The organism is Cupriavidus sp. 22TCCZM04-2, from assembly GCF_057798895.1.
The window spans coordinates 194,573-220,512 of sequence record NZ_JBYOJS010000004.1 but is presented as its reverse complement, the minus strand read 5'-3'; the positions used below and the strand labels follow the sequence as shown (position 1 = coordinate 220,512).

Sequence of the window (25,940 nt, the reverse complement as noted above, 5' to 3'; positions counted from 1 at the left end):
TGGCGGCGCCAACCACCAGGAGACAAACCATGCACACCGCCCCCGATGCGCTGCCGCGCGTGTCTATCCGCATCCATGCCAGCATCATCCTTGGCGCCGCACTCGGCATGCTGGCCGGATATGCGCCGTTGTTCAACGCCACGGCTGGCGTGTTCGTCCGGCCGCTTGCCGCCGAGTTCGGATGGGGGCGCTCGCAGGCATCGCTGTCCTACGCGGCGTCGATGTTCGGCCTGGCCATCGTCAGCCCGATCGTCGGCGCCATGATGGACCGCTTCGGCATCCGCCGCGTGATTGCGTGTTCGGCCATCGTATTCGGGCTTGCCACGTGCGCCATGGCGCTGCAGAACGGCAGCATGCTGACCTGGGTCGGGTTATCGATTGTCGTTGGGGTGTCGGGCGCCGCCACGTCGGTGCTGGGCTACCTGGCCGTGTTGCCGCAGTGGTTCGACCGGCGCCTCGGGCTGGCACTTGGCATCGCGATGTGCGGCCTCGGCGCCGGCACGGTGATCCTCCCGATGACCGCGCAGTACCTCGTGACGATGTTCAATTGGCGCACGGCTTATCTCGTCCTCGGCGCGGGCTCGGTGGTGCTGTCGCTGGCAGCGTGCGGGCTGCTGCGCGAGCGCTTTCCCGCCGGCAGCCGGGCAGGGCGGCCGGCATCGTCCGCGCCGGCCGGCGTGCCGCTGTCGGCCGCGGTGCGCAGCTATCGGCTGTGGGCGATCTGGCTGGTCTTCGTACTCAGTTCGGCCGCCACGCTGTCGCTCGGCCCCCACCTGCCGTCGCTGTTCGCGGACCGCGGCTTCGATGCGGCCATGGCGGCTCGCAGCGCGTCGATGATGGGCGTCGGCCTGCTGATCGGACGCCTGATGACCGGGCTGCTGATCGACCGCATTCACGCGCCGCTGGTCGCCGGCGTGTTCTTTGTTGGGGGAGCCATTGGCGTATTCCTGCTGCGCGGCTCGCACGACTACGGCACGTTGCTGATTGCGACGACGCTGATCGGCCTGACCATTGGCGCGGAGGGCGACCTGATCTCGTACCTTGTGCGTTCCTACTTCGGGCTGACCTCGTTTGGTTCTCTGTTCGGCATCGCGTTCTCGGGCTATGGGCTTGGCGCGGTGATCGGGCCGATCGGGCTCGGGGCGTGGTTCGACCGGCATGGCAGCTACGACGTGCCCTTGCTCGTGTTGCCTTGCATGTTGCTGGCGGCATCCGGCCTGGTGCTGTCGCTCGGCCGCTATCGCATCGCGCAGCGGGTCGAGCCAGCCGCGGCGGCGGCCTCCGCGTAGCAAGGCGGCGACGTGGCAGAACCGGCGAACGCGGATAGAATTGGCACACCACCAATTCCTAGCCGGCCCGCTTCGCCTCTCCATCATGCCCGCCGCACGCAAATCGCCCGCAGCCAAGGCCGCCGCACCGCAGCCGTCCAGCCCCGTACCGCGCCGGCGCGGACGTCCGCCCAAGACGGAATCGCCGATCGGCGCCGAGCCGATGCTCAGCCGCGCGACGATCCTGCAGCACGCGATCGAGCTGACCAAGACCACGCCGCTGGACCAGATTTCCATGGTGCAGCTCGCCAAGGATTTTGGCGTGGCCCCGGGGTTGATCCACTATTACCTCGGTGGCCGCGACCAGCTCGTCACCGGCGTGCTCAATGACTACTACCGCCAGCGGACACTGCGCCTGCAGCCGCTGACGGGCGACTGGCGCGCCGATGTCGAACGGATCTCGCGGCTCAGCTTCCAGGTCGCGATCGAAAACCCCGGCGTGAGCAACTATGTGGCGTCGCATAACCGGTACCGCCTGTTCCAGGATGTGCAGCCCGGTGAAACCGACTATGGCCTGGAGTTCTTCAACCGCATGACGTCGGCCTTCATGCAGGGCGATTTTTCGGCGGAGCAGGTTGCGCTGGCGTATCACCTGCTGGCGCAATACCTCGTCTCGGCCAGCATGGCCGAGGCGTCGCGGCAATTGCCGGCCTATCACCAGGCCTTTATCCAGAGCAAGCTCGACGGCGTATCGGCGGAGCAGTATCCCGGCGCACGCTTCGTCAGCAAGGCATTCTCGAAGCTGTCTTCCGACACGGCCTTCGAAGAAGGGCTGCGCATTACGCTCGACGGCATCGAAGGCTGGCCGCGCAATGCGAAGCCCGCAAAGAAGAAGGGCGCGCGCGCTGCGTAGATGGGTAGATTGTTTTCTCCCCTCTCCCGCTTGCGGGAGAGGGGCCGGGGTGAGGGCGGGCGCTTCCACGAAGTACGGCGCATCGCATCGAGACACGCCGGCCCTCACCCCAACCCCTCTCCATAAATGGAAGAGGGGAGCCAACCGGCCGGTCCTTCGTGCTTTGTCGGCAAACAGGCCCCACTTAAGCGGCCACACTCCCTCTTGCTGATTTCCTCCCACTGACTTTCGCAGCGCGCCAGGCGGTAGTGGTATCTACTTATTTGAGATGCAGTCAATAAAACTACAATGTTTATTTGAGTGCATATCAAATAAAGCGCCGGCCATTCGGGTCAGGCGCAACAGATGTCGGAGACAACATGAAGCGCCCCCTTCTTGCCCTGGCCTTGCTGGCCGGTTCCATCCTTGCGCCGTTCGCGCACGCTTATCCGGACCGGATGGTCCGCATCCTCGTCCCCTCCATTGCGGGCAGCGCGCCCGACATCATTGCGCGACAGGTGGCGGAACGCCTGGCGAGCGCATGGAAGCAGCAGGTGATCGTGGAGAACAAGCCGGGCGGCAACGGCATCGTGGCCATGAGCACATTGAAACAGGCGCCCGCCGACGGCTACACGCTCGTTCTCTTCCACGCGGCCGCCGCTGTGACGACGCCGGTGATGTACAAGGAGGCGAAGTTCGACATCCAGCGCGATACCGCGGTGGCCGCCACGGTGGCCTACACGCCGATGATGTTCGTGGCAGGCACGGACACTTCGTACAGGAACCTGTCCGACGTGCTGCGCGACGGCAAGGCGCATCCTGACGAGGTGGTAATCGGCAGTCCCACGCGCGGCTCCGTGCCGCACCTGACGGCCGAGATGATGGGCCAGCTGCAGAACACGAAATTCCGCCAGGTCAGTTTCAGTGGCACGACACAGGCAATCCAGGCCGTGGTGAAAGGCGATATCCCGGTCTACGTCGATGGCATCGCGCCGCTGCTGCCGCTCGTTCGCGCGGGTCGGCTCAGGGCGCTCGCCGTGACATCCGATGCGCCGTTGCGCGGCCTGGAAGGCATTGCGCTGGCCAAAGAGGCCGCACCGGGCTTGATCGCCAAAGGCTGGTTCACGATCTTCGCGCCGAAGGGCACGCCCATGCCGGTGCTCGACCGGATCAATGCGGCAGTCAACCAGAGCCTGTCTCAGCAAGCCTTCATCGATCGCCTGAAAGACCTCGGCACATATCCGATGCCGATGTCGCGCGCGGACGGTGCTCGTTTCATCGACGCGGAGAAGGCCCGCTGGGAAAAGGTGATCTCTGACGCCGGCGTGAAGCCTGAATGAGTGCAGCCCGACACATCACAACAACAGAGGAGAAAGCAGAGTGAGATTCCATCGATTTGCAGCCGCCGCCGTGGCGCTTGCCAGTTCCTGTCCCGCGTGGGCCCAGTCAGGCGTCACGCTCTATGGCGTGGTCGATGCGAGCATCGAGTATGTGAGCCATGCCGGCGCCGTGCCGACGGCCGCCAACCGGTTCAACCCCGGGCCCGCGCATGACGTGGTGCGGCTGACATCGGGCGGCATGTCGGGGTCGCGCTGGGGCATTCGCGACGTCGAGGACCTTGGCGGCGGCACGCAGGCGGTCTTCGTATTGGAAAGCGGCTTCAACGCCGATACCGGCACGTCGCAGCAGACTGGCCGCCTGTTCGGCCGCCAGGCCTTCGTCGGCATCAAGAACGCGCGGTACGGGCAACTGAGTCTGGGCCGCCAGTACACGTCATTGTTCGACAGCATCGTCAATTTCGTGCCGGCGTATTTCGCCACGGAATACGAGCCGATCACGCTGTTCACCGGCGCCAATTTCCGCGAGGACAACACCATCAAGTACACCGGCAACTTCGGTGCGTTCACCGGTGTCGCGCACTATTCCTTCGGCACCGGCGTGGCACTGCCGCAGGCGGTCCCGTCCGGGTTCGCGCTCGGCGGCGCCGGCGAAGTCCCGGGGCAGGCGCGGCGCGACAGCGCGTGGGGCGCGTCGCTGGCGTACACGGGCGGATCGCTCTGGGCCGCGCTGGCCTACGACCAGTTCAACCCGACCATCAGCACGCCGGCCAGCACGCCGGCCAGCACGAGCAGCGGCACCTTCCGCAAGGCCACCGCGGCGCTCAGCTACAACCTGCCGTGGGGCCGCGTCATGGGCGGCTATCGCTGGGGGCAGAACAAGACCGCGGCGGGGGTCACCGCCGTGCGGGACGACTTCTTCTGGATCGGTGGCGTCTACCAGGTGACGCCGGCATTTACGCTGACGCTCGAGTACGACTACGACAAGGCCAGGAACGTGTTCGGCAATACCAGTGTGGCCAATCCGTGGCAGCTCAACCTGATCGCGGACTACAGCCTCTCCAGGCGCACCGACGTCTATCTGTCGGCGGCGTATGCGAAGCACGCCGGCCTGATGCTCGACTCGGCATCGATCGCGTTCGCGAACAGCCTGGCGCTCGGCAACAGCTATGTGCTCGGCAACGGCGCCACGTCGATGGTCGGCGTTGCGCTCGGCATGCGGCACAAGTTCTGATGCTTACGGCTTGCTGACAGCGGTGCGCGCCGTCAGCGGCGTGCCTGCCGCGCATGTCCGTTGCCGCACTTGCGCGCATGCGCGCCGCTGCCAGTGCCGTCGCAGTCTCCTTCGCGCGCGTCATCTACGTGTTTTCCCCGGTACGAAGACCTGTCCCGTGTAAGAAGCAGGTAAGGGGCAGGCCTTACCTTATCGTCACGGACCGGGGCTGAGACCACCGCGCATGCGCTGCTGGCGCATGCACTGTCAGCCCACGGCAAGGCCGTAGCACGATTGGCAGGAGACACAGATGAACGAAGAACTGGTCGCAAGACTGAAGGCCAACCCGACGTATCGCGAGCTTGTGCAGAAGCGCTCGCGGCTCGGCTGGGCGCTGACCGCGGTGATGCTCGTGATCTACTACGGGTATGTACTTTTGATCGCCTTCGACAAGGACCTGCTCGCCACGAAGACAGGCGCGGGCGTGATGACATGGGGCATGCCGATCGGCCTGTTCGTGATTATCTTCACCGTGGTCATCACCGGTCTCTATGTTCGCCATGCCAACCACGCCTATGACGAACTGACCGAGCAGATCAAGCGGGAGGTGGCATGAAAGCGAACCACGCAATCCTCGCCAGCGGCACGCTGCTGCTTTCGACGGCCGCGCTGGCGGCAGGGGGCGACCTTGGGCAGGCGGTCAAGCAGCCGACCAACTGGACCGCCATCGGCATGTTCGTGCTGTTCGTGATCGGCACGTTGTTCATCACCAAGTGGGCGGCCAAGCGGACCACGTCGGCCGCGACGTTCTACACGGGCGGCGGCGGCATCACGGGCTTCCAGAATGGGCTGGCGATTGCCGGGGACTTCATGTCCGCGGCATCGTTCCTGGGCATCTCGGCGGCGGTCTATGCCAACGGCTATGACGGCCTGATCTATTCCATCGGCTTCCTGGTGGGCTGGCCGGTCATCACGTTCCTGATGGCCGAGCGGCTGCGCAACCTTGGCCGCTTCACCTTTGCCGACGTCGCCGCGTACCGCTTCAAGCAGGGACCGATCCGCGCCTTCGCGGCATCGGGCACGCTGGTGGTGGTGGCGTTCTACCTGATCGCGCAGATGGTCGGCGCGGGCCAGCTCATCAAGCTGCTGTTCGGCCTGGAGTACTGGGTCGCGGTGGTGATCGTCGGCGCGCTGATGATGGTGTACGTGCTGTTCGGCGGCATGACCGCCACCACGTGGGTGCAGATCATCAAGGCCTGCCTGCTGCTTGGCGGTGCCACGTTCATGGCCTTCATGGTGCTGGCCCAGTATCACTTCAGCCCCGAGGCCCTGTTCGCCAAGGCGGTGGAAGTCCATGCCAAGAAGGACTCGATCATGAGCCCGGGCAACTTCATCAAAGACCCGATTTCGGCGATCTCGTTCGGCATCGCGCTGATGTTCGGCACCGCCGGCCTGCCGCACATCCTGATGCGCTTCTTCACCGTGCCCAACGCCAAGGAAGCGCGCAAGTCGGTGTTCTGGGCGACCACGTGGATTGGCTACTTCTACATCCTCACGTTCATCATCGGCTTCGGCGCGATCGTGCTGGTCGGGACCAACCCGAGCTTCCAGGACGGCGGCGGCAAGCTGCTTGGCGGCGTCAACATGGCGGCGGTGCACCTGGCCAGCGCGGTGGGCGGCAACGTGTTCCTCGGCTTTATCTCGGCCGTGGCGTTTGCGACGATCCTGGCGGTCGTGGCCGGGCTGACGCTCGCCGGCGCGTCGGCCGTGTCGCACGACCTGTACCAGACCGTCTTCAAGCACGGCAAGGCAACCAGCACCGAGGAACTGCGCGTGTCGAAGATCACGACGATCGTGCTGGGCATTGTTGCGGTGGTGCTTGGCATCGTGTTCGAGAAGCAGAACATCGCGTTCATGGTGTCGCTGGCGTTCGCCGTCGCGGCCTCGGCGAATTTCCCGGTGCTGTTCATGTCGGTGCTGTGGAAGGGCTGCACCACGCGCGGTGCGACGATCGGCGGCTTCCTCGGCCTGCTGTCGGCGGTCGTGCTGACCGTGCTGTCGCAGGCAGTCTGGGTAGACGTGTTCCACTTCAAGGATGCGCCGTTCCCCTACACCTCGCCGGCGCTGTTCTCGATGACGATCGGCTTTGTCGGCATCTGGATCTTCTCGCTGACGGACAGTTCCACACGCGCTCGCGTGGACAAGGCGGGCTTCGAGGCGCAGGAGCTGCGTTCGGAGACCGGGATTGGCGCAGTCGAAGGAGCGTCTCACTGACAACGCCGGGTTAATGGGGCGAGGACGATCGCGCTTTGCCCGCTAACGCTTTCATCATGGCCCGCGCCGACTCAATGCGCGGGCCTTTTTCTTGGTGTGCGCCCGGCAGGACGCACTGACTTGGGGGTGAAAGTCCCTGACACACCCGGCAAGGGGAAGTGTTAGCCAGAGACAAGGGTTTCCCGGGTGACCGGGAGTCTGACACAAAGTGACTCGCCGGCTACGCAGCGAAACGGCGCGCATGCCAAGCACCATCACGAGAATGAATCCCTTGATCCCGGCCAAGGGCATGATCGCGATGAACGGTGCCACCTACCGTGGATCAGATCGGGCTAGCTCGGTCCGCACGCACATAAGGTGTGCGCGGCGCGGGGCGTCTGCTATCTTGGTTCGAGGATCAGCAACGTCCCGCCGTCGGCTGCATCAAGCAATGCGGGCGCTGGCCCCGCGCGCAACCGACGACGCCGGTGGTCACTTCTGCAGACAGCACAGGCCCCGCAGGGGCCTGCGTTGCCGGAGGCAAACGACCATGAAGCCGCAACCCTTCGCAGTGACTCCCGACGCGCATGCGCGCGCGCTCAACGTGGTTGGAGAGAAGATCACGGTGCTGGCGCCAAACACCGCCACGCAAGGCTATGAGGTCTTCCTGCAACAGGGCGAAGAGGGCAGCGGACCGCCGCCGCACTGCCACGACTGGGACGAGTCGTTCTACATCACGCGCGGCACCATCGACATCGGCTACGACGACCAGGTCATCACCGCCACGCCGGGGACCTTCGTGCATGTGCCTGCCGGCACCATGCATCACTTCAGGTTCGGTGTCGGCGGTGGCGAGATGATCTCCGTCACCAGCCAGGGTGGCATGGCTTCCCGCCTGTTCACCCGGATAGACGAAGAGATCCCGCCCGGACCGCCCGATATCGCCAGGCTGCTCGCGGTCGCGAGCGAGTGCGGCGTGACGGTCGCGGCCGGCGATTCACCGCACGCCTGAGCCCCCGGTCATGACGACCGGCACGGCCTGAATCCGCCTTCGGGTCTGGCCGGCTCGACGCGTTCCGCCACCCCGGTAATAATCGCGGCATCGCCAAACTTCGGGGGTGGTGCGATGTGGCCAGTGCTGGCATGCAAGCGGATGCTGCTGTCGTCGATCGGGAGTCTGCCCGGCAACGCGGGGTTGGCGGCAGTGGCCGTGACGATCGCCGTGCTGCTGTCGACGGCAGCGGGTGCCGCGGACTTCGGCAGCAAGGGTGGCCCCGAACCTGCCAATCTCGTGGAAATCGCCGATGCCCTGCGCGCCGATCCCTATGACCTCGAGCTGTTGATCAGCTTCGGCACTTCCAAGGGCGGCTCCGCCGGCCACATTGCCCTGGCCATTCGCGACCAGGTCCCCGGCGATGATGTCGTCTATTCGGCCAACTTCTATGCCGACCGCGACGCCAGGCACGCGGCGGGCCATTACACCGATGACCTGATGGTCGCCATCCCGAAGCAGGAATACCTGTTCAGGACGGTCTCCTCGGTGGCGCCGACGGCCTCGTTCGGCCTGGACTTCGGCGAGGTCTACAAGCGCTCGGTGATCGGCGTGCGCGTGCACGGCGTGCCCGCGAGCGACAAGGCCGCGCTGGCTGCCTACTTCCGGCGCATCAATGACGATTACCACGGGCGCGCCCGGAACACCGAGTATCACCGGGGCGAGATCCGGTATGACTACTTGCGCCTGAACTGCGCCAAGACCATTGGCGCGGCATTCCGGTATGGCGCCGGCTACAAGGACCTGGCGGTGACGAGCGCCAGGATCCTGTCCGGACGCCGGGTGGTCGCCGCCGCCAACGCCAACGTTCCGACCGAGATGGCGATGAAGCTCATCCGCGAGTGGGGCGCGCGCGGCTACGGCATGGATGTCGTGCTGTACAAGAAGTATGGCGGGTCGACCTATGTGGACCCGCTGGAGGAAGACCAGGTCGCCTTCAAGGATTTGCCCAATCGCTTTCCGTCGGTCCTGTCCCTGGATTTCCGCCGGGAGCAGGGCGCCTACAAGGACTTCGACAACCTCTATGCCATGTATCTGCTCTACAACCTGGGCCGGTACAGCGTGCGCGTCGACGAGCAGACGTTGCGGCTCGAAATCGAGAAAGAGAAAGCCCCGATGGCCTATGCCGAGGCCGCCGAGCTTGCCAAGCGTAACGCCAGGTCGGACAGCCGGAATTTCCGGCGCGGCGTCCTGTTCCGCCCGCTGGGTACCAGGGTGGGGGAGACGCCGGACAACACGCATCTTTACGATTATTCGGCGCAGGATGAAAAAGCGGGGAAGACCGCGCCATAGCGCCTGGATGCCGGCGCAGGCGCGCCGCGCCGTGAAATACCGCGACATCTTTTCCACGGCGACAGGCGCGGGATGTCCTCCTATAGTTCGGTCCGTTGCCGCCGCACTGGCCGGCCGAAACCGAAACTGAAGGACCAGACATGACCTCACGCTTTCCCCGCCTGCTTGCCGCCGCCACCGGTGCGCTGATCGTCCTGGCCAGCACCCCGGCGTTTGCCGGGTGGTCCGGCCACGGTACGGCCTACACGCCGCGCGGCACCTACAACGGCGCGCACTTCGGCTCCTGCGGTGGCGGCAGCTGCTCGCATGCCGGGGGCGTGGTCGGCCCTTACGGCGGCCTGGCCACCAACACCGGCACCGTGACCCGCAACGCGCCGGGGCAATACTCGAACAGCGGCACGGCGATCGGACCGAACGGCCGCTCGGTGCAGCACGACGGCAATACCAGTTGCGCGGGCGGCACGTGCTCGCACACCGGCAGCCTGACCGGGCCGGACGGGCAAACCGCCAATACCGCGGGATCCGTGACGCGAGAAGGTGCCGGCCAGTACGCCTCGTCGGGCACCGTGACCGGCGCGAACGGCAACACGGTGAGCCATGCGGCCTCGACGACCTGCGCCGGCGCGACCTGTGCACGCTCGGGGACGGTCACCGGTGCGGACGGCGGCACCGTGACGCACGCCGGCAGCGCGACCGGCGTGGCGCCAGGCGTCGTGACCACGGGCGGCGGCAGCACCGTCGTCCACGGCAGCACGGTCGTTGCCACGGGCACGGTGACGACCGGCAGTGCGGTCGTGGCCGTGGCAACACCGCCGGTGGTCGTCCCGCCGCCGCCAGCGACGGTCTATATCCCGCCGACCGCCCCGGCCGCCATCTATGTCGCGCCCCCGCCTGCGAAGGTGGTGGTCGCCGTGCCGCCGCCAGCGACGGTCGTCGTTGGTGCTGCTCCCCTGCCGCGTACCGTGTATGTCGCGCCGCGCACGGTTTATTTGGCGCGTCCGCCGCGGGCCGCGGTCATGGTGCCGGGCCACTGGGCCGGCGGCATGTGGGTGCCCGCGCACATCGTGTAACGGATACCCCCGCGCAGCGTCCTGCTCGACGGCGCGCGCCGGCCATACCACGGGGAACGATGATGGCAGTGCCCGTCTTGTGTATTGTTTCTCCAGGACGCCGTGGGGCGATGCCTAGGCCGGAGAACCCGCCATGGAGCAGGTGAACAGGATTATCGTGCTCGACGACGAAGCCGAGCTGCGCAATATGCTGCAACGCTTCCTGACCGGGCACGGATTCCGCGTGCGCGCGGTCGCCGACGGCAAGCAGCTCGACCGCCACCTGCATCGCGAGCCCTATGACCTGCTCGTGCTGGACCTGATGATGGAGCCCGAAGACGGCCTCGCCATCTGCCGCCGCCTGCGCGCCGAAGGGCAGACGCTGCCGATCCTGATGCTGACCGCCAAGGGCGATCCGATGGACCGCGTGGCGGGCCTGGAAACCGGCGCCGACGATTAACTTGCCAAGCCCTTCGTGCCCGATGAACTGGTGGCGCGCGTGCGCGCGCTGCTGCGGCGCCAGAAGATGGCCGCCGGCGATCCCACCGTGACCTCTCAGACCCTGCGCTTCGGCGATTTCAGCTTCGATGTCGGCAAGCAGACGCTGATGCGGCGCGGCGAGCCGGTGGAGGTGCATTCCGCGCAGATGCTGTTGCTGCACGCGCTGGGCTCTTCACCCAACCGTGCCGTGAGCCGCGACAACCTGCTCGCGCGCGCACGCGGACGCGATCACGATGCGCTCGATCGCAGCATCGACGTGCAGATCCTGCGGCTGCGCCAGATCGTCGAGGACGATCCGTCCAAGCCGCGCTTCATCAAGACCGTGTGGGGCGTCGGCTACATGCTGGTGGCCGGCGTCGAGTCGTGATGCGCATCGGGGTGCCGCGCTCGTTGCTGGCGCGCAATATCGCGCTGCTGGTCGTGCTGGTGGCGATCACGCAGGCCTGTTCGCTGAGCGTGCTGCTGCATTTCGTGCAGCGGCCCCGCATCGAGCGCGCGGCCATTATTTTTTCCGACTACGTGAAGATGCTCGACGGCGTGCTCGGCGCCATGCCGGCAGGCACGGGCGGTGCGGTGGCGCAGCGGCTCGGCGCGCAATTGCAGGACCCCGAACAGGCTCCGCCGACGGCGGACCCGAACGTGCTGCTGCTGTTCCGCACTTACCAGCGCGACGTGTTCCTGGAGGCCCTGCAGCGCCACCTGCCGCCCGACATGCCGGTGCGATGGCAGACCGGCGATGACGAGCGGCTATGGATCCGGCTGCATGTGGCCGACCTGCCGCGCTGGGTCGCCATGCCGATGACCGAGGATGCACGCGCGGGCGGCATCGCCACGGCACTGGTGTTGTCCACCGCGCTGGCCTTGCTGGCCGCGCTGACCGGCTACCTGATCCAGCTTCACCTGAACCGTCCGCTGCGGGACCTGGCGCAGGCCGCGCGCCATATCTGCGCGGGCGAATCGCCGCCGCCGCTGCCGACGGACGGGCCCACGGAGATCGCCCAGGTCAGCAGCGCCTTCAACCAGATGACGCAGGCGCTGCAGCAGGCCGAGCAGACGCGCGCGCTGATGCTCGCCGGGGTCTCGCACGATATCCGCACGCCGCTGACCAAGCTGCGCCTGGCGATGGCCATGTCGATCCCGCGTGGCGCCGATGAGGACTTCGTGGCATCGGCCGAAGGCTATCTCGATCACATCGAGACCATCCTGCAGCAGTTCATGGACTATGCGGGCAGCGGCGAGAAAGAGCTGCCGCAGCCCGGGGACCTCAATGCGCTGGTCGGCCAGCTCGCGTCGGACTTCGCCGGGCTCGGCCATGCGTTCGAGCTCTCGCTCGGCGATCTGCCGCCGGTTCCGTACCGGCCCGTCAGCCTGTTGCGCCTGCTGATGAACCTGATGCAGAACGCGGTCGTCTACGGCAAGACCGGCCTCGGCGTGCGCACGTGGCGCGACGGCCAACACGCCTGCATTGCCGTGTGCGATCGCGGCACCGGCATCACGGCGGCGGAGCTGGAGCAGCTCAAGGCGCCGTTCAGCCGCGGCGCCAATGCGCGCAGCCACTCGGGCGGCACCGGCCTTGGCCTGGCGATCGTCGATCGCATTGCGCGCCTGCACGGCGGCTCGCTGCAGTTCCGCGCGCGCGATGGCGGCGGCCTGGAGGCCTTGGTGACGCTGCCGTTGCACATGCCCAGCGTTTAGCGCATCGGAGCGCGTCATGGCGCCACGCCGTGACATCGCGCGAAATAATTGCCGCATGGCGCTTTGCGGGGGGAATTTCCATACTTTGGTTACCGAGACGCGACGCACCGCAACACCTCGCGGTGACAGCGTTCCCGACCACTGAATGGCACCCGCCCCCCGACCAAGGACCTGATATGCGTACCCCCTTCCAAGCCCTCGCCCTGAACCCCAGGCGCCTGGCCGTTGCCGCCGTTGCTGCAAGCGCGATGCTTGCCGCTGGTTGCGCCAGCGCCGGCGTGACCGGCATCCAGCAAACCGGCCTGATGCAGCCGGTGCACGCGGACGTCATCTATGTGCAGGCGTTCAAGGCCGAGGCGGGGCAGGTGAAGCTGGACGGTGGTTTCGTGCAGAAGCTGAAGACGATGGCCGCCGGCGGCGGGTCCGCCAGCACGCAGTCCGGCACGGCCGCGGAAGCCAGCGAACACGTGGCGGACGAAATCGTGCGCCAGTTGCAGGCCCAGGGACTGCATGCCGTGCGTGCCGATGGCCCGGCCCCTGCCAATGCCAGCGCGCTGATCGTCGACGGCGATTTCAGCAAGATCGATGAAGGCTCCAGCCGCCGTCGCCTGCTGATCGGCCTGGGCGCCGGCAAGAGCGAAGTCGGTGTCGCCGTGCGGATCTCGTACAAGCCCGCCAACGGTGCGCCGGTGCCGCTGCAAAGCTTCGTCGCGACCGCCGACAGCGGCCATATGCCCGGCGTTGCCGAAACCGGCGGCGTCGGGGCGGCGGCTGGCCACATTGCCACGGCCGCGGCGGCCGGCACGGGTTTGCACGGCGTGTCCGAAGCAAAGCGCGACAGCATCTACGCCGACGCCACGCGATTGGCCGGTTCGATCGCCAGCCAGGTTACGGCCGCGAGCACGGAAGAGGGCTGGCTCTCGGCCGCTGCCGGCAACTGAGTGTGGTTCGGGCCCCTCGCCGGGGCCCGCGTGATCGGTGTCCAGCGAAGCACTTCGACACGTGCTGAAAGCGTATGCGCCGATTTGTGACTAAGCTGGTAGTGGCTGTCCGGTTGCACCGGCAGTTCGCCCTTCCGTACGCAAGGAGATCACCATGAAGACAAAAAAAGCGCTACCCGCGCTGTTGCTGATCGCTGGCGTCCTCACGGCTTCCGCCAGCTTTGCCCAGCACAAGGGCAAGTCGAAGATGGCCGAGCCCGCTGCGCCGGCCTCTGCCGCTGCCACGTCGCCCTATATGCAGGTCCAGGAATGGAAGAAGGGCGATCGCCTGCCCACCGAGTTCCGCGACCGTCAGTATGTGATCGATGACTGGAAGCAATACAGCCTGCCGGCGCCGCGCAAGGGCACACACTGGGTTGGTGTCGGTGCGAACTATTACCTGGTGGCGCCCAATGGCGTGATCCAGCAGGTGGGTGCCGGAACCTGACGCGGATCGCGTCGACTTCATCCTCCCGCAACAAAGAAGCCGCCCGCGCGGGCTGACCTGCGCGGGCGGCGTTTCCTTGCGGTGCGGACAGCGTCAGATGCCGAGGATCTTCTTCGCCTCGAGCAGCGACTTCATCGCGTCATCATGCTGGCCGGCCTTGTGGTAGGCCTCGCCTTCGGCGCGCAGCTTCTGCACGCGTGCGGCGTCTTCCGGCGACAGCGCCGGCTTGGTCGAGAGCTTGGCGTCGATCGCCTTCATCTCGTTGGGACAGTTATGGGCCAGGGCAACGGTGCTGGCGCCGGCCAGCAGGATTGCCGCGAGGACAGAAAGAGTCTTGCGCACGTTCCCTCCCGTTCATGAGGTTGGGAAATCCAGCATAGTCGATGCGCGATGGCGGCGCCCGGGATCCTGCTGCGAAGGTGCCCCGGCAGGCGTTCCGGTGTTATGTTCGAGGTACCAGCACTGGCTGGCATCGTCCCGACCGTCCCGATCGCGCATGGAATCCTCCGCCGAGCACTACTCCCTGGCCTTGCTGTGCGCCGCCATCCTGACCGTGACGGTGGTGGCCATCCACTATGAAGCGCTGCGGCTGCTCTCGGCGCTGCACCCCAGTCGCTGGAGCGGGCGCGTCAATATCGGCGTGCTCATCATGGGCATCATCGTGGTCCACTGCCTGGAGGCCATGGTCTTTGCGCTGGGGTTCTGGCTATGCGACCACGGTCTTGGCCTGGGCGGCCTGACCGGCAGCCGCGAGATCACGCCGGTGATCTATGTCTACTTCGCCCTGGAGACCTACACCACGCAGAGCCTGGGCGATATCTACCCGGTCGGCGCGAGCCGGCTGATCGCCAGTATCGAACCGCTGGTCGGCCTGATCCTGATCGGCTGGTCGACATCATTCACCTACGTGATGATGCGGCGCGACTGGCAGTTCGATGAAAAGGTACACGCGGAAAGGCGTTCGGGTTCGGAGCAGTAGCGTCCCGGGCTGGGCGATACTACGTGCCGCGAGCCACGCATAACAAAGGAGAGCCTGTCATGCAGAGTCGATTCAAAGCGATGTTCCGCCTTGCCGCAATCCTGGCGCTGGGCACCGTGTGCAGCGCCCACGCACAGCGCCAGGACGGCAAGGACGCCGCCGCCGAGGCGATCGGGAATGCGGTACAGGAAGGCACGTCGCCGTACCGGCCCGGATCCCGCAGCGAATCGCTCGCCGCCGAATGCCGCGAACTGGCGGCGCAAATCGCCGGGGCGCCCAAACGCGAGTACCAGGTCGGCGGCCAGTCCATTGAAACCGCCCAGGGCAGGGTAGTGCCCGAACTGGAACGGGAACGACCCAAGAAGGAACTGCAGGAGGCCTATCGGACCAAGTGCACGGATTGAGGGCTGGCCCTGACTGAAAGACGGAGGAGGGAAACCCGTCGAATAGAACAAGCGTTTCATGGTAATCCATGATGGAACATACGTTGCTAAACGCCTAGCATCCCATCACCTCGACGGCGCCCCCAACATCGCCTTTCAAAGGAGCCACCATGCACCCCATGAAACTCGCCTGCCTGAGCCTGGCCATGGCCGGCACCCTGGTCGCCGGCGCCGCGCAGGCCGTGGACGTAGCCGGCAGCCCCACGCTAAGCAAGGTCAAGGCGTCCGGCACCATCTCGATCGGCCATCGCACGTCGTCGATCCCATTCTCGTACTACGACAGCAACCAGAAGGTGATCGGCTTTTCTCAGGATCTCTGCGACCGCGTGGTGAACGAGGTGAAGAAGCAGACCGGCGTGGCCAACCTGCAAGTCCGCATGGTGCCGGTCACGTCGCAGAACCGCATCTCGCTCGTGCAAAACGGCACGGTGGACCTGGAGTGCGGCGTGACCACCAACCTGAAGTCGCGGCAGGAGCAGGTGGCGTTCTCGACTACGTTCTTCGTGGCCGGCACGCGGCTGCTGGTGAAGAAGGGCAGCCCGGTGCATGACTTCTCCGACCTGTCCGGCAAGGCGGTGGTCACCAATGCGGGGACGACTTCCGAGCGCATCCTGCGTAAGCTGAACGACGAGAAGCACGCCAATATCACGATCCAGAGCGCCAAGGACTATGGCGAATCGTTCCTGATCCTGCAGTCGGGACGGGTGGCCGCGTTCATGATGGACGACGTGCTGCTGTCCGGCGCCCGCACGCTCGCGCCGAATCCGGGCGACTGGGTGGTGGTCGGTACGCCGCAATCGTTCGAAGCCTACGGTTTCATGATGCGCAAGGACGATCCCGGCTTCAAGCAGCTGGTCGACGGCGTACTGACCGGCCTGATGAAGAGCGGCGAGATCAATACCCTTTACGACAAGTGGTTCCTCAAGCCCGTGCCGCCCAAGAACATCAACTTCGAGTTCCCGATGAGCGAGCCGGTGAAGAAGGCCTACGCGAACCCGAACGACCACGCGTTCGAGTAGCCCGTGGTCAGCCGCGGTCAGCCGGCACGTAGGCGCCGGCGCGGTGCAGTTCGCCTTCTGCCTGTTCCAGCGCACGGATGGCGCCCTTGCCTTTACGTGCGAGGAGTTGCTCGACCAGCGCTTCGACCGTGGCGATGCCGGCCGTGATCGAAGGGAAGAACGACGGGCTTTCCACCGAGAACAGCAGTGTGCAATCGGCGGCCAGCGCAATCGGGGCGACCGAGCTGTCGGTCAGGGCCACGACCTTGCAGCCGGCCTCGCGCGCCGCGCTGGCCACGCGGATGATCTCCTGCGAATACGGCGCAAAGCTGACCACCAGCACGGCATCGCGCGGGCCGAAGGCGCGCAGCTCCATCTCCAGGCTGCCCGCATCGCCGCGCACCAGTTGCACGGTGCTGCGGAACAGCCGGTAGACGTAGTGGAAGGTGTACGCGATCGGGAAGCATGACCGGAATCCGGCCACATGCACGCAGGCCGCGGCCGACAGCAGTTCCGCGGCGGTCTGCAGGGCTTTCTCGTTGCCGGCGCCGATCTGGTCGAGGTTGTTGTGCTGGGCTTCGAGCATCTCGCCGAGCATGCGGCTGGTGCCGCCGTCCTTCACCACCTGGCGTGCCCGGCGCGCGTAGGGCTGCGCGCCGCCGCGCAGGGCGTCGACAAACAGTTCGCGCAGGCCCTGCCAGCCTTCGAAGCCCAGATGCTGCGACAGCCGCACCAGCGTGGCCGGCTGGACCCCCGCGCTGACGGCGATCTTGCGCATCGACAGCACCGGCACATCCTGGGGATGGTCCAGCAGGTAGCGCGCGCCACTCTGGAACTGCACGCTCAGCGTCGGATAACTCGCCCGCAGCCGGGCTTCCAGGGCGCCCAGGTCTTCTGGCGGGGTGATGCTGGTGGACGACATTGAAGCTCCGGATCGAGGTTGTAACGATTGTTGCACAGCCGGGCGCGACAAGGCATCCCCCGGATGTGTGATGCGGCCTGCGCATTGGCCGGGCGATGGGCGTCCCGGCGCTGTGATTCATTCGATTCCCGTTTTGATATTTATGAAACATATGTTGCAATTCGCGATGCCTTCTCCTTATACTTCGGGCACTGCGTTGCCGCGCTGGCTGTATATCGACCATCCGGTCCGGAAGCTGTAAGCCGGTGGCGCGCTGCCTGATTCCCGTTGCCCTATTCCTCTTTTCATTGCAGGAACGATCGCCATGACCCACGTCTTTCATCGCAATCCCCGCCAGGCCCTGCCGGTCGCGGTCGCCGGCCACGGCATCGAGCTGGTTGACAGCGAAGGCCGGCGCTACCTCGACGCGTCGGGCGGCGCGGCGGTGTCGTCGCTCGGCCATGGCCATCCGCGCGTGATCGCGGCAATCAAGTCGCAGCTCGACACCATTGCCTACGCCCACACCTCGTTCTTCACCACCGAGGTGTCCGAGACCCTGGCGCAGACGCTGGCGGAGGCCGCGCCCGGCGACCTCGATCATGTCTATTTCGTCTCGGGCGGTTCCGAGGCGGTCGAGGCCGCGCTCAAGCTCGCCCGGCAGTACTTTGTCGAGCTGGGGCAGGGCAGCCGCCGCCATTTCATTGCGCGGCGCCAGAGCTACCACGGCAACACGCTCGGCGCGCTGGCCATTGGCGGCAATGCCTGGCGCCGCGAGCCGTTCCTGCCGCTGCTGGTGCCGGCCCATCATGTGTCGCCCTGCTACGCCTATCGCGACCAGGCGGCCGGCGAGACCGATGTCCAGTACGCGCAACGGCTGGCCGACGAACTCGAGGCCAAGATCCTGGAACTCGGGCCCGAGAACGTGGCGGCCTTTGTGGCGGAGACCGTGGTCGGCGCCACGGCCGGCGCCGTGCCGCCGGTGGCGGACTACCTGAAGCGCATCCGCGCCGTGTGCGACAAGTACGGCGTGCTGCTGATCCTGGACGAGGTCATGTCGGGCATGGGCCGAACCGGCTATCTCTACGCCTGCGAAGAGGACGGCGTGGTGCCCGACATCGTCACCATTGCCAAGGGCCTCGGCGGCGGCTACCAGCCGATCGGCGCGATGATCTCCACGCGCCGCATCTACGACACCATCGTCGCCGGCAGCGGCTTCTTCCAGCACGGGCACACCTATATCGGCCATGCCACGGCCTGCGCCGCCGCGCTGGCCGTCCAGCGCACCATTGCCGAAGACAAGCTGCTGGCCAATGTGCGCGAGCGCGGCGAGCAGCTGCGCGCGCGCCTGCGCGAGGCGTTCGGCAACCACCCGCGCGTGGGCGACATCCGCGGGCGCGGCCTGTTCGTCGGCGTGGAATTCGTCGCTGATCGCGACAGCAAGGCGACGCTCGACCCCCAGCTCAAGACCCACGCGAAGCTGAAGGCCGCGGCGGTCAGGAACGGCTTGCTGGTCTATCCGATGGGCGGCACCGTCGACGGCGTGCACGGCGACCACGTGCTGTTCGCACCGCCGTTCATCTGCACGGCGAAGGACATCGACAATATCGTCGAACGCTTTACCGGCGCGGTGGCGGCTGTCTTGCCTGCATAACCCCAGTCGATCGTGGGGTTGTGGTTGCCTGCGCATTCTGTCTTGTCGCTGCAACGCCGCGGTCCCGATATAGTAATTTCTTTGACCCGTGTAAAAGCGTGGCTTACACTTCGCGCCATAGCGCTGGAAATAGGTCATCCAGCACATAATATGCATCGGAGCGCGGCATGGGACATAGAAGCCCGGCAGTGCGACACGACAGCAGGGTCAAGCGTTTCGGGCTGTCGTTTCGGGTCATTGGGGTAAGCAGGTCTGGGGCTGCCGGCATGCCATGCCGGCATGCGCGCGCGCGCCGCGCCAGGCCGACACGCGGGTTTACGCTGATCGAGCTGATGATCACGGTGGCGATCATCGGGATCCTGGCGTCGATCGCAATTCCTTCCTACACGCAGTACGTCGTGCGCTCGAACCGGGCTGCAGCGGCAGCGCTGATGCTTGAAATTTCCGGCGCACAGGAGCGGTTCCTGCTGGACAACCGCGCCTATGCGCCTGACATGACTACGCTCGGGTACACCACGCTGCCGCCCGAAGTCGCTTCCAAGTACACCGTGACGATCACTCCCGTCGCGGGTCCGCCTCCTGGTTACCGCATCGACGCGGCGCCTCAGGGCGCCCAGTTGAGCGCTGACACGGCCTGCGGCACGCTGACGCTGACCAATGCCGGCGTCAAGTCAGCCTCGGGCAGCGGCACCACCTGCTGGAAGTGACCATGTCCGCCAGAGTCTCGCCTGTGGCGCCGCGCACTTCGTGCAATCCGTTCATTTCCCGCGCGGCTCGCCAGCGCCCGGTGCGTGGCGGCTTCACGCTCGTCGAGCTGATCGCCGTCGTCACCGTGCTGGGCATCGTCGCGTTCATGGCGGCGCCTTCGTTTCAGTCGATGATCGCGATGCAGCGGGTCCGCGGCGCGGCGCTTGATGTGTCGTCTGCGCTGGTGCTGGCGCGTAGCGAGGCCGTCAAGCGCAACGCCACCGTCAGCATGGCGGCGACGGGCGCCGCATGGACCGGCGGCTGGATTGTCGCGGTCGGCGCCGAGACCGTGCGCAGCTTCGGCCCGTACAACGGGCTCACCATTGCCGCCAGCGCGGGCAACACGCTGAGCGTGGGCAACGATGGCCGCCTAACGGGCGGCGGCACGCAGACCTTCCAGGTAGCGCCCTCGAGCGGGGCCACCAGCGCCTCAACTGTATGCGTCCAGATCAGCCAGACCGGCCGGGTCGCATCGTCCGCAGGAGCTTGTTCATGAGGCGTTTCCCCACGCGGGCATCGAGGGCGCGCAAGGCCCGGCAGCGGGGCTTCCTGCTGATCGAAGTCCTGGTCGCGCTCGTCATCCTGCTCGTCGCCCTGATGGGAACGGCGGGGCTGGTCGCGCGCTCCAGCAAGTCCGAGATGGAGTCCTACCAGCGCGTCCAGGCGCTTGCCCTGCTGCAGGATATGGCCACGCGGATCAATGCCAACCGGCAAATCGCCACCTGCTATTCGAATGGCGCCACCGGCATGAGCCTGGGCACTGGCGCTGCCGCCCCCGCGGCTTGCACGCAGGGCACGGCGGCGCAACAGGCCATGGCCACCGGCGACCTTGCGGCCTGGAATGCGGCATTGCTTGGCAGCGCCGAAGCGCGGGTCGGCGCAAGTGGCGCGCAGGCCGTCGGCGCCATGATCGGCGCGCGCGGCTGCATCGAGAACGTGGATGTGGCCAACCAGATCTATCGCATCACGGTCGCGTGGCAAGGCTTCACGCAGACGGTTGCGCCGTCCTTGCCTTGCGGACAGGGACAATATGGCAATGACGCGAATCGCCGCGCGGTCAGCACGCAAGTCAGGATCGGAGTGTTGTCATGACCGGGGTGCGCCGCAGGCTCTTGCTGCGCCAGCGAGGCGTATCGCTGGTCGAGTTGATGATCGGCATTACGCTGGGCCTGCTGCTGCTGACCGCGCTGGCCGGCCTTTACTACGCCAACAGCGTCAACCGGTCCGAACTGGTCAAGTCGAGCGAGCAGATCGAGAACGGGCGCTATGCCCTGGACCTGATCCGTCGTGACGCCGAGCTCGCGGGCTTTTTCGGCACGGGCGGCATTACCAAGGGCGCCACGCCGGCGCAACCGCAACCGGCACCGTGCGAAACCTCTGTCGCCGCGCTGGGCTTCTCCACGTCGCCTTCCGTCACGTTTCCTCTGCCCGTGATGGGGTACGCGCCCGGAACCGCCTTGCCCTGCATTGCGGACCTCGCGCCGACCTCCGAGATTGTGGTGATGCGCCGTGTTTCGACGTCGGTGGCTGCCGCGGCGGCCGTCGGGGTGCCGTACATGCAGGTGTCTTCCTGCCCTGACGATGGCGCGCTCTTTGTGTTCGATGCCAGTGCCGCGGCCTTCACCATGCGCACCAAGACCTGCGATCCGACCGTGCGTGCGCCGTTGCGCCAGGCCATGGTGCGCATCTTCTACCTTTCGGCGTGCGACCTGTGCGCCAATGGCGGCGACGGTATCCCCACGCTGAAGATGGCCGAACTGGTCAACGGCGCCTTCCAGACCCAGTCGCTCGCGCAGGGCATCCAGGACATGCACGTGCAGTACGGCGTGGACCTCGACAACAACGGCTCCGCGGATTGCTACGTCGACGATCCGGGGGTGAACAATGCCGCGGCCTGCCCGAGTGTGCCTGGCTATGACTGGAGTGTTGCCCTGACCAATTGGTCCAATGTCACCACGCTGCGGACCAGCGTGCTGGCGCGCAATATCCAGGCGTCGAACGGTCAGGTGGACAACCGCACATACGACCTGGGCCGCGCGGCGGCAAGCGGGCCTTTCAATGACCGCTACAAGCGCCACGTGTACTCGGCGGTTGCGCGGGTGGTCAATGTGGCCGGCGCACGGGAGCAATAAGTGAAATTCTTTCGCCACAGCCAGTCCGGAGTGACGCTGATCGTCACGCTGATTTTCCTGGCGATGTTCATGCTGATCACGCTGGCCGTCGTCAATTCTGGCCTGACCAATGTCAAGGTGGCCGCCAACCAGCAGCACACGGTGGAGGCGCGCAATGCCGCGCAGCAAGCCGTCGAGCAGGTCATCAGCCAGGACTTTACGGCCGCCCCGGCATCGGCCGCCGCTGCGGTGCCCGTCGATGTGAACGCCGACGGCAAGGCGGACTACACCGCCCAGGTCGCCGCGCCGGCATGTATCTCGGCCTTGCCGATCAAGAATACGCAACTGAACCTGAACGACCCCAACGACGTTTCCTGCTTCGTCGGTTCGGGCAGCCAGAACACCGGCATCCTCACCGGTTCTACCAGCACTGCGGGGAGTTCCCTGTGTGAATCGACGCAATGGGATGTCGCGTCCACGGTGAACGATGCCGGCGTGACCAATGCGGCCGTGACGGTTCATCAAGGCATTGGCGTACGCGTGCCCGCGCCCGCGGTATGCCCTTGACGAACGGAACGCACCGATTGCCCTCATGGCGCTGCGTTGACGCAGTCGCCGGTACCACCATCCAAGCTCCAGGATCCAGCATGTCAAACCAGGCTCGTCGTTTCCGCCGCTATGCGGTCTGCGCGCTCACCTTGCTGGGCTTTGCCAGCGTCCGCAGCGCACTGGCCGAAGATATCGACCTGTTCACCGGCTTGCAGACCAGTACGACTGGCAAGCCCAATGTCCTGCTCATCCTGGACAATGCCGCGGCCTGGGACGCAAACGTTGCCGTCAACTGCAAGTCGCCCGGCTATGTCGCATCCGCCAACAACACCAGCAACGTCGGCGCGGAGCAGTGCGCGTTGTATGCGGCAGTGGCGACGCTATCGCAGAATCCAGCGATGGCCGGAAACATGAACATGGGCCTCATGATGTTCGGCACCGGCAGCAACTACGGCGGGCAATTCAAATTCCAGGCCGCGACCCCGCCCAATCCGCCGCCTGCGCCCGCCCTGCCGTTGATGGACGCAACCGGCACCGCCAACTTCATGAACTATCTCAAGACCATTGACCGCAATGGCGACAAGGGAAATGGCTCTCAGGTGGGTGGCGGCATGCAGGAGGCGTGGGCCTTCTTTGCTGGAAAGACGGGCATATCGGGCACGAATTACGCGGGCCGGTCGCCTATCACCGATCCATGTCAGCGTAATTTTGTCATCTACATTGCGAACGCAATGAACAATGGCAAGCCACAGGACGGCGGCCAGCTGTCTGCCGCGACACTGGCTGCAGCCGGGGCTACCGCTGCGCAACAGCAGCAGATCACCATTCCTGGAACCAACACCAAATACCAGAGCAACTGGGGCGACGAGTGGGCGCGGTTCATGTACCAGACCGACGTGAACGGGAGCCTGGCGAACAACCAGAATGTCATCACGTACACGATTGCCGTGACTGATGGCAATAACCCCGACTATGTTGACTTTACCAAGAGCATGGCCAGCAACGGCGGGGGGAAGTCCTATGTCGTCAAGATGGGCGACATCGATGCCATGACCAACGCGTTGCTGGAGATCTTCAGCGAAATGCAGGCGGTCAACAATGTGTTCGCCTCGGTCAGCCTGCCAGTCAGCGTGAACAGCCAGGGCACCTACCTGAACCAGGTCTATATCGGCATGTTCCGCCCGGATGCCACGGCGGCACCGCGCTGGATCGGCAACCTGAAGCAGTACAAGCTCGGCTATGACGCGAACAACCAGATCGTGATGCTGGATTCGAGCCCCGCGGGCCCGAACCAGCAGAGCGCCATCAGTAACGCCGGCACCGGCTTCATTTCGCCGAACGCCAAGAGCTACTGGAGTGCCGAGCCGCCACTTACGTTCAGCACTGCCGGCTATGGCAAGACCGGGGTCACAAGCTGGCCATCGACAGGCTTCTGGGTCAACAGCCCGTCCGGCAACTCGCAAGCGCTGGACCTGGCGGACGGCGAAGTCGTCGAAAAGGGTGGCGCCGGCGAAATGCAGCGCGCACAGTACCTGACCGACCAGAGCGGCCGCCGTCTTCTGACCTGCGCCAGCGGGGCATGCGCCGCCGGCACGGCGCTGGCATCGTTCGACACCAGCAACAGCTGGCTGACCGGCACCAATGGCCAGACGGCACTCAAGTCCACCGCCGCGGACGTCAACAACATGATCAACTGGGTGCGCGGAACGGACGTTTATGCGGCCCTCTCGGCGGCATCCGGTTCATCAGGCAATGGCAAGGGTTCGAGCGGCTCGAGCACGACCATCGTGGCAGGGTCGGAGGCCGAAGCCGGTCCTGGCGGCCTGGTTACGGTCCGTCCGTCGATCCACGGCGATGTGTTGCATTCGCGCCCGGTGGTGGTCAACTACGGCAGCCCGACCGGTATCGTGGTGTTCTACGGCGCCAACGATGGTGTATTCCGCGCCATCAACGGCAACCAGTCGAGCGGCATCAACGGCGTGCGGCCCGGTGGCGAGCTGTGGGGATTCGTGCCCCCCGAGTTCTATGGCAAGCTCGGCCGGATCTATACCAATTTCCCCGCCATCAAGCTTCCCGGATCCACCTACGGCACGCCGCGCGACTATTTCTTTGACGGCACCACGACGCTCTACCAGGACATGCGCGATCCGAAGAATCCGCGCGTGATCCTGTACATCACGGCGCGGCGCGGTGGCTCGTTGCTGTACGCAATGGATGTGACCGACCCGGTCAACCCGAAGTACCTCTGGTCCGTGACGAATGCACAGATTCCGGAACTGGGCCAGACCTGGTCGCAGCCGCGCGTGGTGCTGGTGAAAGGGAGCACGAATCCGGTGCTGGTCATGGGCGCGGGCTACGACACCGCCGAAGACAGCGACCCGTCGTCGGGGTCGAACACGGTCGGACGCGGTGTGGTGGTGCTGGATGCCATCAAGGGCACGGTCGTGCAGGCATGGCTGGCGAATTGCGGTGGTCTGGGCAGCAGCGTTTGCTCAAGCCCCTCAGGCCTGAGCCGTGCGATTCCCTCCGATGTGGCCGCAGTCGATCGCAATGGAGATGGTTATGTCGACAAAGCCTATGTCGGCGACGTCGGCGGCAATGTCTGGCGTATAGATTTCGAGACCAGCAAGGGTTCGGCCCCGTCCAACTGGACCATGGGCATGCTGGCGGCGCTGGGCGGCGCAACCAATACCAATGATGCGCGCAAGTTCCTTTACGCCCCTGACGTGGTGTCTACCGGAACCTACGACGCCATCACGATGGGCACTGGCGACCGCGAGCATCCGCTCTATTCCGCGTCGACGACACCGGGCACGGCCTACAACGTGGTCAACCGGTTCTATGTAATCAAGGACACGGTTGTCACGGGTGGCTTGCCGGCGACATGGACACCGTTGACGGAAGCGAGCCTGTTCAATGCGACCGCCACGCAGTATGTGGACACGACCAGTGGCAAGGGCTTCTACATTACCCTGGGCCGGGGCGAGAAGATCGTCAACGCACCGCTGACGGTGTCGGGCTATACGTACTTCGGTACCAATACGCCGTCGGTGCCCACGCCGGGCGCGTGCTATCCGGACCTTGGCATTGCCCGCGGATATTCCGTGTCGTTCCTGACCGGGCTAGGCCAGAACGCCAACCGCTACGTCACTTTCGACGGCGGCGGGCTGCCGCCCTCTCCGGTGTTCGGCATTGTCTCGGTCACGGATGGCTCCGGTGTCACGAGCAATGTCGGCGTCCTGATCGGTGGTGGTAACCAGACGGGACCTGGCGGTGGTAACAATACGTCGCCGCTGGGCGGACAGAAGGTCGTGCCCACGGGTGTGGGCAAGCGCAAGCGGCTCTACTGGTATTCGCAGATCGACCAATAACGTCGCGGCCCGAAGGCGTCGCTGGCGACGTCTTCAGGCCCCTGTCACAATATGGGCTTCGTCGTCGCTGCAAGGCATTGGCGTTTCTCGTGTTCCACAGATCCCTGATTTCGGTCCTGGCGTTGCTGGTTGTGGCGTCTCCTGCCCGTTCGGCCGGAGGAGGGGGCGCGAGCGCGCCTGCGGCAGCCTCTGCCGTTCAGGCGCCGCGTC

24 protein-coding genes and 1 pseudogene are annotated in these 25,940 nt (G+C 65.7%); 23 read left to right on the top strand and 2 right to left on the bottom strand.

Features of this window, described 5'->3' with window-relative positions:
* Window positions 1-29: 29 nt before the first annotated feature.
* The 13 genes and pseudogenes from AC3FKG_RS08920 to AC3FKG_RS08860 all read left to right on the top strand — a co-directional run bounded on the left by AC3FKG_RS08920 (window position 30) and on the right by AC3FKG_RS08860 (window position 13,980).
* Window positions 30-1,289: an MFS transporter gene (locus AC3FKG_RS08920; protein WP_488742883.1), complete on the top strand. Its 1,260-nt coding sequence runs from the start codon at window positions 30-32 to the stop codon at window positions 1,287-1,289.
* Window positions 1,290-1,374: 85 nt separating this feature from the next.
* A complete protein-coding gene (locus tag AC3FKG_RS08915) occupies window positions 1,375-2,181 on the top strand; it encodes a TetR/AcrR family transcriptional regulator (RefSeq protein ID WP_483710367.1) in 807 nt (268 codons plus the stop codon).
* Between the two features lie 359 nt (window positions 2,182-2,540).
* A complete protein-coding gene (locus AC3FKG_RS08910; protein WP_488742882.1) occupies window positions 2,541-3,500 on the top strand; it encodes a Bug family tripartite tricarboxylate transporter substrate binding protein in 960 nt (319 codons plus the stop codon).
* A 40-nt stretch (window positions 3,501-3,540) separates the two neighbouring features.
* Window positions 3,541-4,731: a porin gene (locus AC3FKG_RS08905; RefSeq protein ID WP_488742881.1), complete on the top strand. Its 1,191-nt coding sequence runs from the start codon at window positions 3,541-3,543 to the stop codon at window positions 4,729-4,731.
* A gap of 289 nt (window positions 4,732-5,020) precedes the next feature.
* Window positions 5,021-5,326, top strand: coding sequence for a DUF485 domain-containing protein (locus AC3FKG_RS08900; RefSeq protein WP_483710370.1), 306 nt, complete (start codon window positions 5,021-5,023; stop codon window positions 5,324-5,326).
* Window positions 5,323-6,984 (top strand): cation acetate symporter, encoded by a 1,662-nt coding sequence (locus tag AC3FKG_RS08895; RefSeq protein WP_488742880.1) that lies wholly within the window; start codon window positions 5,323-5,325, stop codon window positions 6,982-6,984. The genes AC3FKG_RS08900 and AC3FKG_RS08895 overlap by 4 nt, the downstream gene beginning before the upstream one ends.
* Before the next feature lie 529 nt (window positions 6,985-7,513).
* On the top strand, window positions 7,514-7,975 hold the full coding sequence (locus AC3FKG_RS08890) for a cupin domain-containing protein (RefSeq protein WP_483710372.1): 462 nt from the start codon (window positions 7,514-7,516) through the stop codon (window positions 7,973-7,975).
* Between the two features lie 114 nt (window positions 7,976-8,089).
* A complete protein-coding gene (locus tag AC3FKG_RS08885) occupies window positions 8,090-9,307 on the top strand; it encodes a hypothetical protein (RefSeq protein ID WP_488742879.1) in 1,218 nt (405 codons plus the stop codon).
* A 140-nt stretch (window positions 9,308-9,447) separates the two neighbouring features.
* A complete protein-coding gene (locus AC3FKG_RS08880; RefSeq protein WP_488742878.1) occupies window positions 9,448-10,377 on the top strand; it encodes a hypothetical protein in 930 nt (309 codons plus the stop codon).
* Between the two features lie 133 nt (window positions 10,378-10,510).
* Window positions 10,511-11,224: pseudogene (locus AC3FKG_RS08875) on the top strand (response regulator).
* Entirely contained in the window at window positions 11,224-12,552 is a 1,329-nt protein-coding gene (locus tag AC3FKG_RS08870) for an ATP-binding protein (protein ID WP_488742966.1), read from the top strand. Before AC3FKG_RS08875 ends, AC3FKG_RS08870 begins: the two are co-directional and overlap by 1 nt.
* 176 nt (window positions 12,553-12,728) lie before the next feature.
* Window positions 12,729-13,493 carry a DUF4410 domain-containing protein gene (locus AC3FKG_RS08865; RefSeq protein WP_488742877.1) on the top strand — a complete coding sequence of 255 codons (765 nt, stop codon included), beginning with the start codon at window positions 12,729-12,731 and terminating at the stop codon, window positions 13,491-13,493.
* Window positions 13,494-13,647: 154 nt separating this feature from the next.
* Window positions 13,648-13,980, top strand: coding sequence for an RcnB family protein (locus tag AC3FKG_RS08860; RefSeq protein WP_488672142.1), 333 nt, complete (start codon window positions 13,648-13,650; stop codon window positions 13,978-13,980).
* A 93-nt stretch (window positions 13,981-14,073) separates the two neighbouring features.
* Here AC3FKG_RS08860 and AC3FKG_RS08855 read toward each other — a convergent pair whose 3' ends face one another.
* Window positions 14,074-14,322 carry a hypothetical protein gene (locus tag AC3FKG_RS08855; protein WP_483710378.1) on the bottom strand — a complete coding sequence of 83 codons (249 nt, stop codon included), beginning with the start codon at window positions 14,320-14,322 and terminating at the stop codon, window positions 14,074-14,076.
* A gap of 154 nt (window positions 14,323-14,476) precedes the next feature.
* On the opposite strand from AC3FKG_RS08855, the gene AC3FKG_RS08850 reads away from it, so the two are divergent.
* The 3 genes from AC3FKG_RS08850 to AC3FKG_RS08840 all read left to right on the top strand — a co-directional run bounded on the left by AC3FKG_RS08850 (window position 14,477) and on the right by AC3FKG_RS08840 (window position 16,421).
* Complete coding sequence (locus tag AC3FKG_RS08850) at window positions 14,477-14,959, top strand: ion channel (RefSeq protein WP_488742876.1); 483 nt, start codon at window positions 14,477-14,479, stop codon at window positions 14,957-14,959.
* A 59-nt stretch (window positions 14,960-15,018) separates the two neighbouring features.
* Window positions 15,019-15,363 (top strand): hypothetical protein, encoded by a 345-nt coding sequence (locus AC3FKG_RS08845; protein WP_483710380.1) that lies wholly within the window; start codon window positions 15,019-15,021, stop codon window positions 15,361-15,363.
* A gap of 149 nt (window positions 15,364-15,512) precedes the next feature.
* Complete coding sequence (locus AC3FKG_RS08840) at window positions 15,513-16,421, top strand: glutamate/aspartate ABC transporter substrate-binding protein (RefSeq protein ID WP_488742875.1); 909 nt, start codon at window positions 15,513-15,515, stop codon at window positions 16,419-16,421.
* 7 nt (window positions 16,422-16,428) lie between these two features.
* On the opposite strand, the gene AC3FKG_RS08835 is transcribed toward AC3FKG_RS08840, so the two are convergent.
* Window positions 16,429-17,322, bottom strand: a complete 894-nt coding sequence (locus tag AC3FKG_RS08835; RefSeq protein ID WP_488742874.1) for a MurR/RpiR family transcriptional regulator — start codon at window positions 17,320-17,322, stop codon at window positions 16,429-16,431.
* Between the two features lie 304 nt (window positions 17,323-17,626).
* Here AC3FKG_RS08835 and AC3FKG_RS08830 point away from each other — a divergent pair, with 304 nt between their 5' ends.
* The 7 genes from AC3FKG_RS08830 (at window position 17,627) to AC3FKG_RS08800 (ending at window position 25,730) form a co-directional block, all read left to right on the top strand.
* Window positions 17,627-18,952, top strand: coding sequence for an aspartate aminotransferase family protein (locus AC3FKG_RS08830; RefSeq protein WP_488742873.1), 1,326 nt, complete (start codon window positions 17,627-17,629; stop codon window positions 18,950-18,952).
* Window positions 18,953-19,218: 266 nt separating this feature from the next.
* Window positions 19,219-19,659, top strand: coding sequence for a type IV pilin protein (locus AC3FKG_RS08825; protein WP_488742872.1), 441 nt, complete (start codon window positions 19,219-19,221; stop codon window positions 19,657-19,659).
* A 2-nt stretch (window positions 19,660-19,661) separates the two neighbouring features.
* On the top strand, window positions 19,662-20,195 hold the full coding sequence (locus AC3FKG_RS08820; protein WP_488742871.1) for a GspH/FimT family pseudopilin: 534 nt from the start codon (window positions 19,662-19,664) through the stop codon (window positions 20,193-20,195).
* Window positions 20,192-20,791, top strand: coding sequence for a type IV pilus modification protein PilV (gene pilV / locus AC3FKG_RS08815; protein WP_483710386.1), 600 nt, complete (start codon window positions 20,192-20,194; stop codon window positions 20,789-20,791). Before AC3FKG_RS08820 ends, pilV begins: the two co-directional genes overlap by 4 nt.
* Entirely contained in the window at window positions 20,788-21,831 is a 1,044-nt protein-coding gene (locus AC3FKG_RS08810; protein ID WP_488742870.1) for a PilW family protein, read from the top strand. Before pilV ends, AC3FKG_RS08810 begins: the two co-directional genes overlap by 4 nt.
* Entirely contained in the window at window positions 21,832-22,377 is a 546-nt protein-coding gene (locus AC3FKG_RS08805) for a pilus assembly PilX N-terminal domain-containing protein (protein WP_488742869.1), read from the top strand. It begins immediately after the preceding gene.
* An 80-nt stretch (window positions 22,378-22,457) separates the two neighbouring features.
* Window positions 22,458-25,730 (top strand): pilus assembly protein, encoded by a 3,273-nt coding sequence (locus tag AC3FKG_RS08800; protein WP_488742868.1) that lies wholly within the window; start codon window positions 22,458-22,460, stop codon window positions 25,728-25,730.
* Window positions 25,731-25,940: the final 210 nt, after the last annotated feature.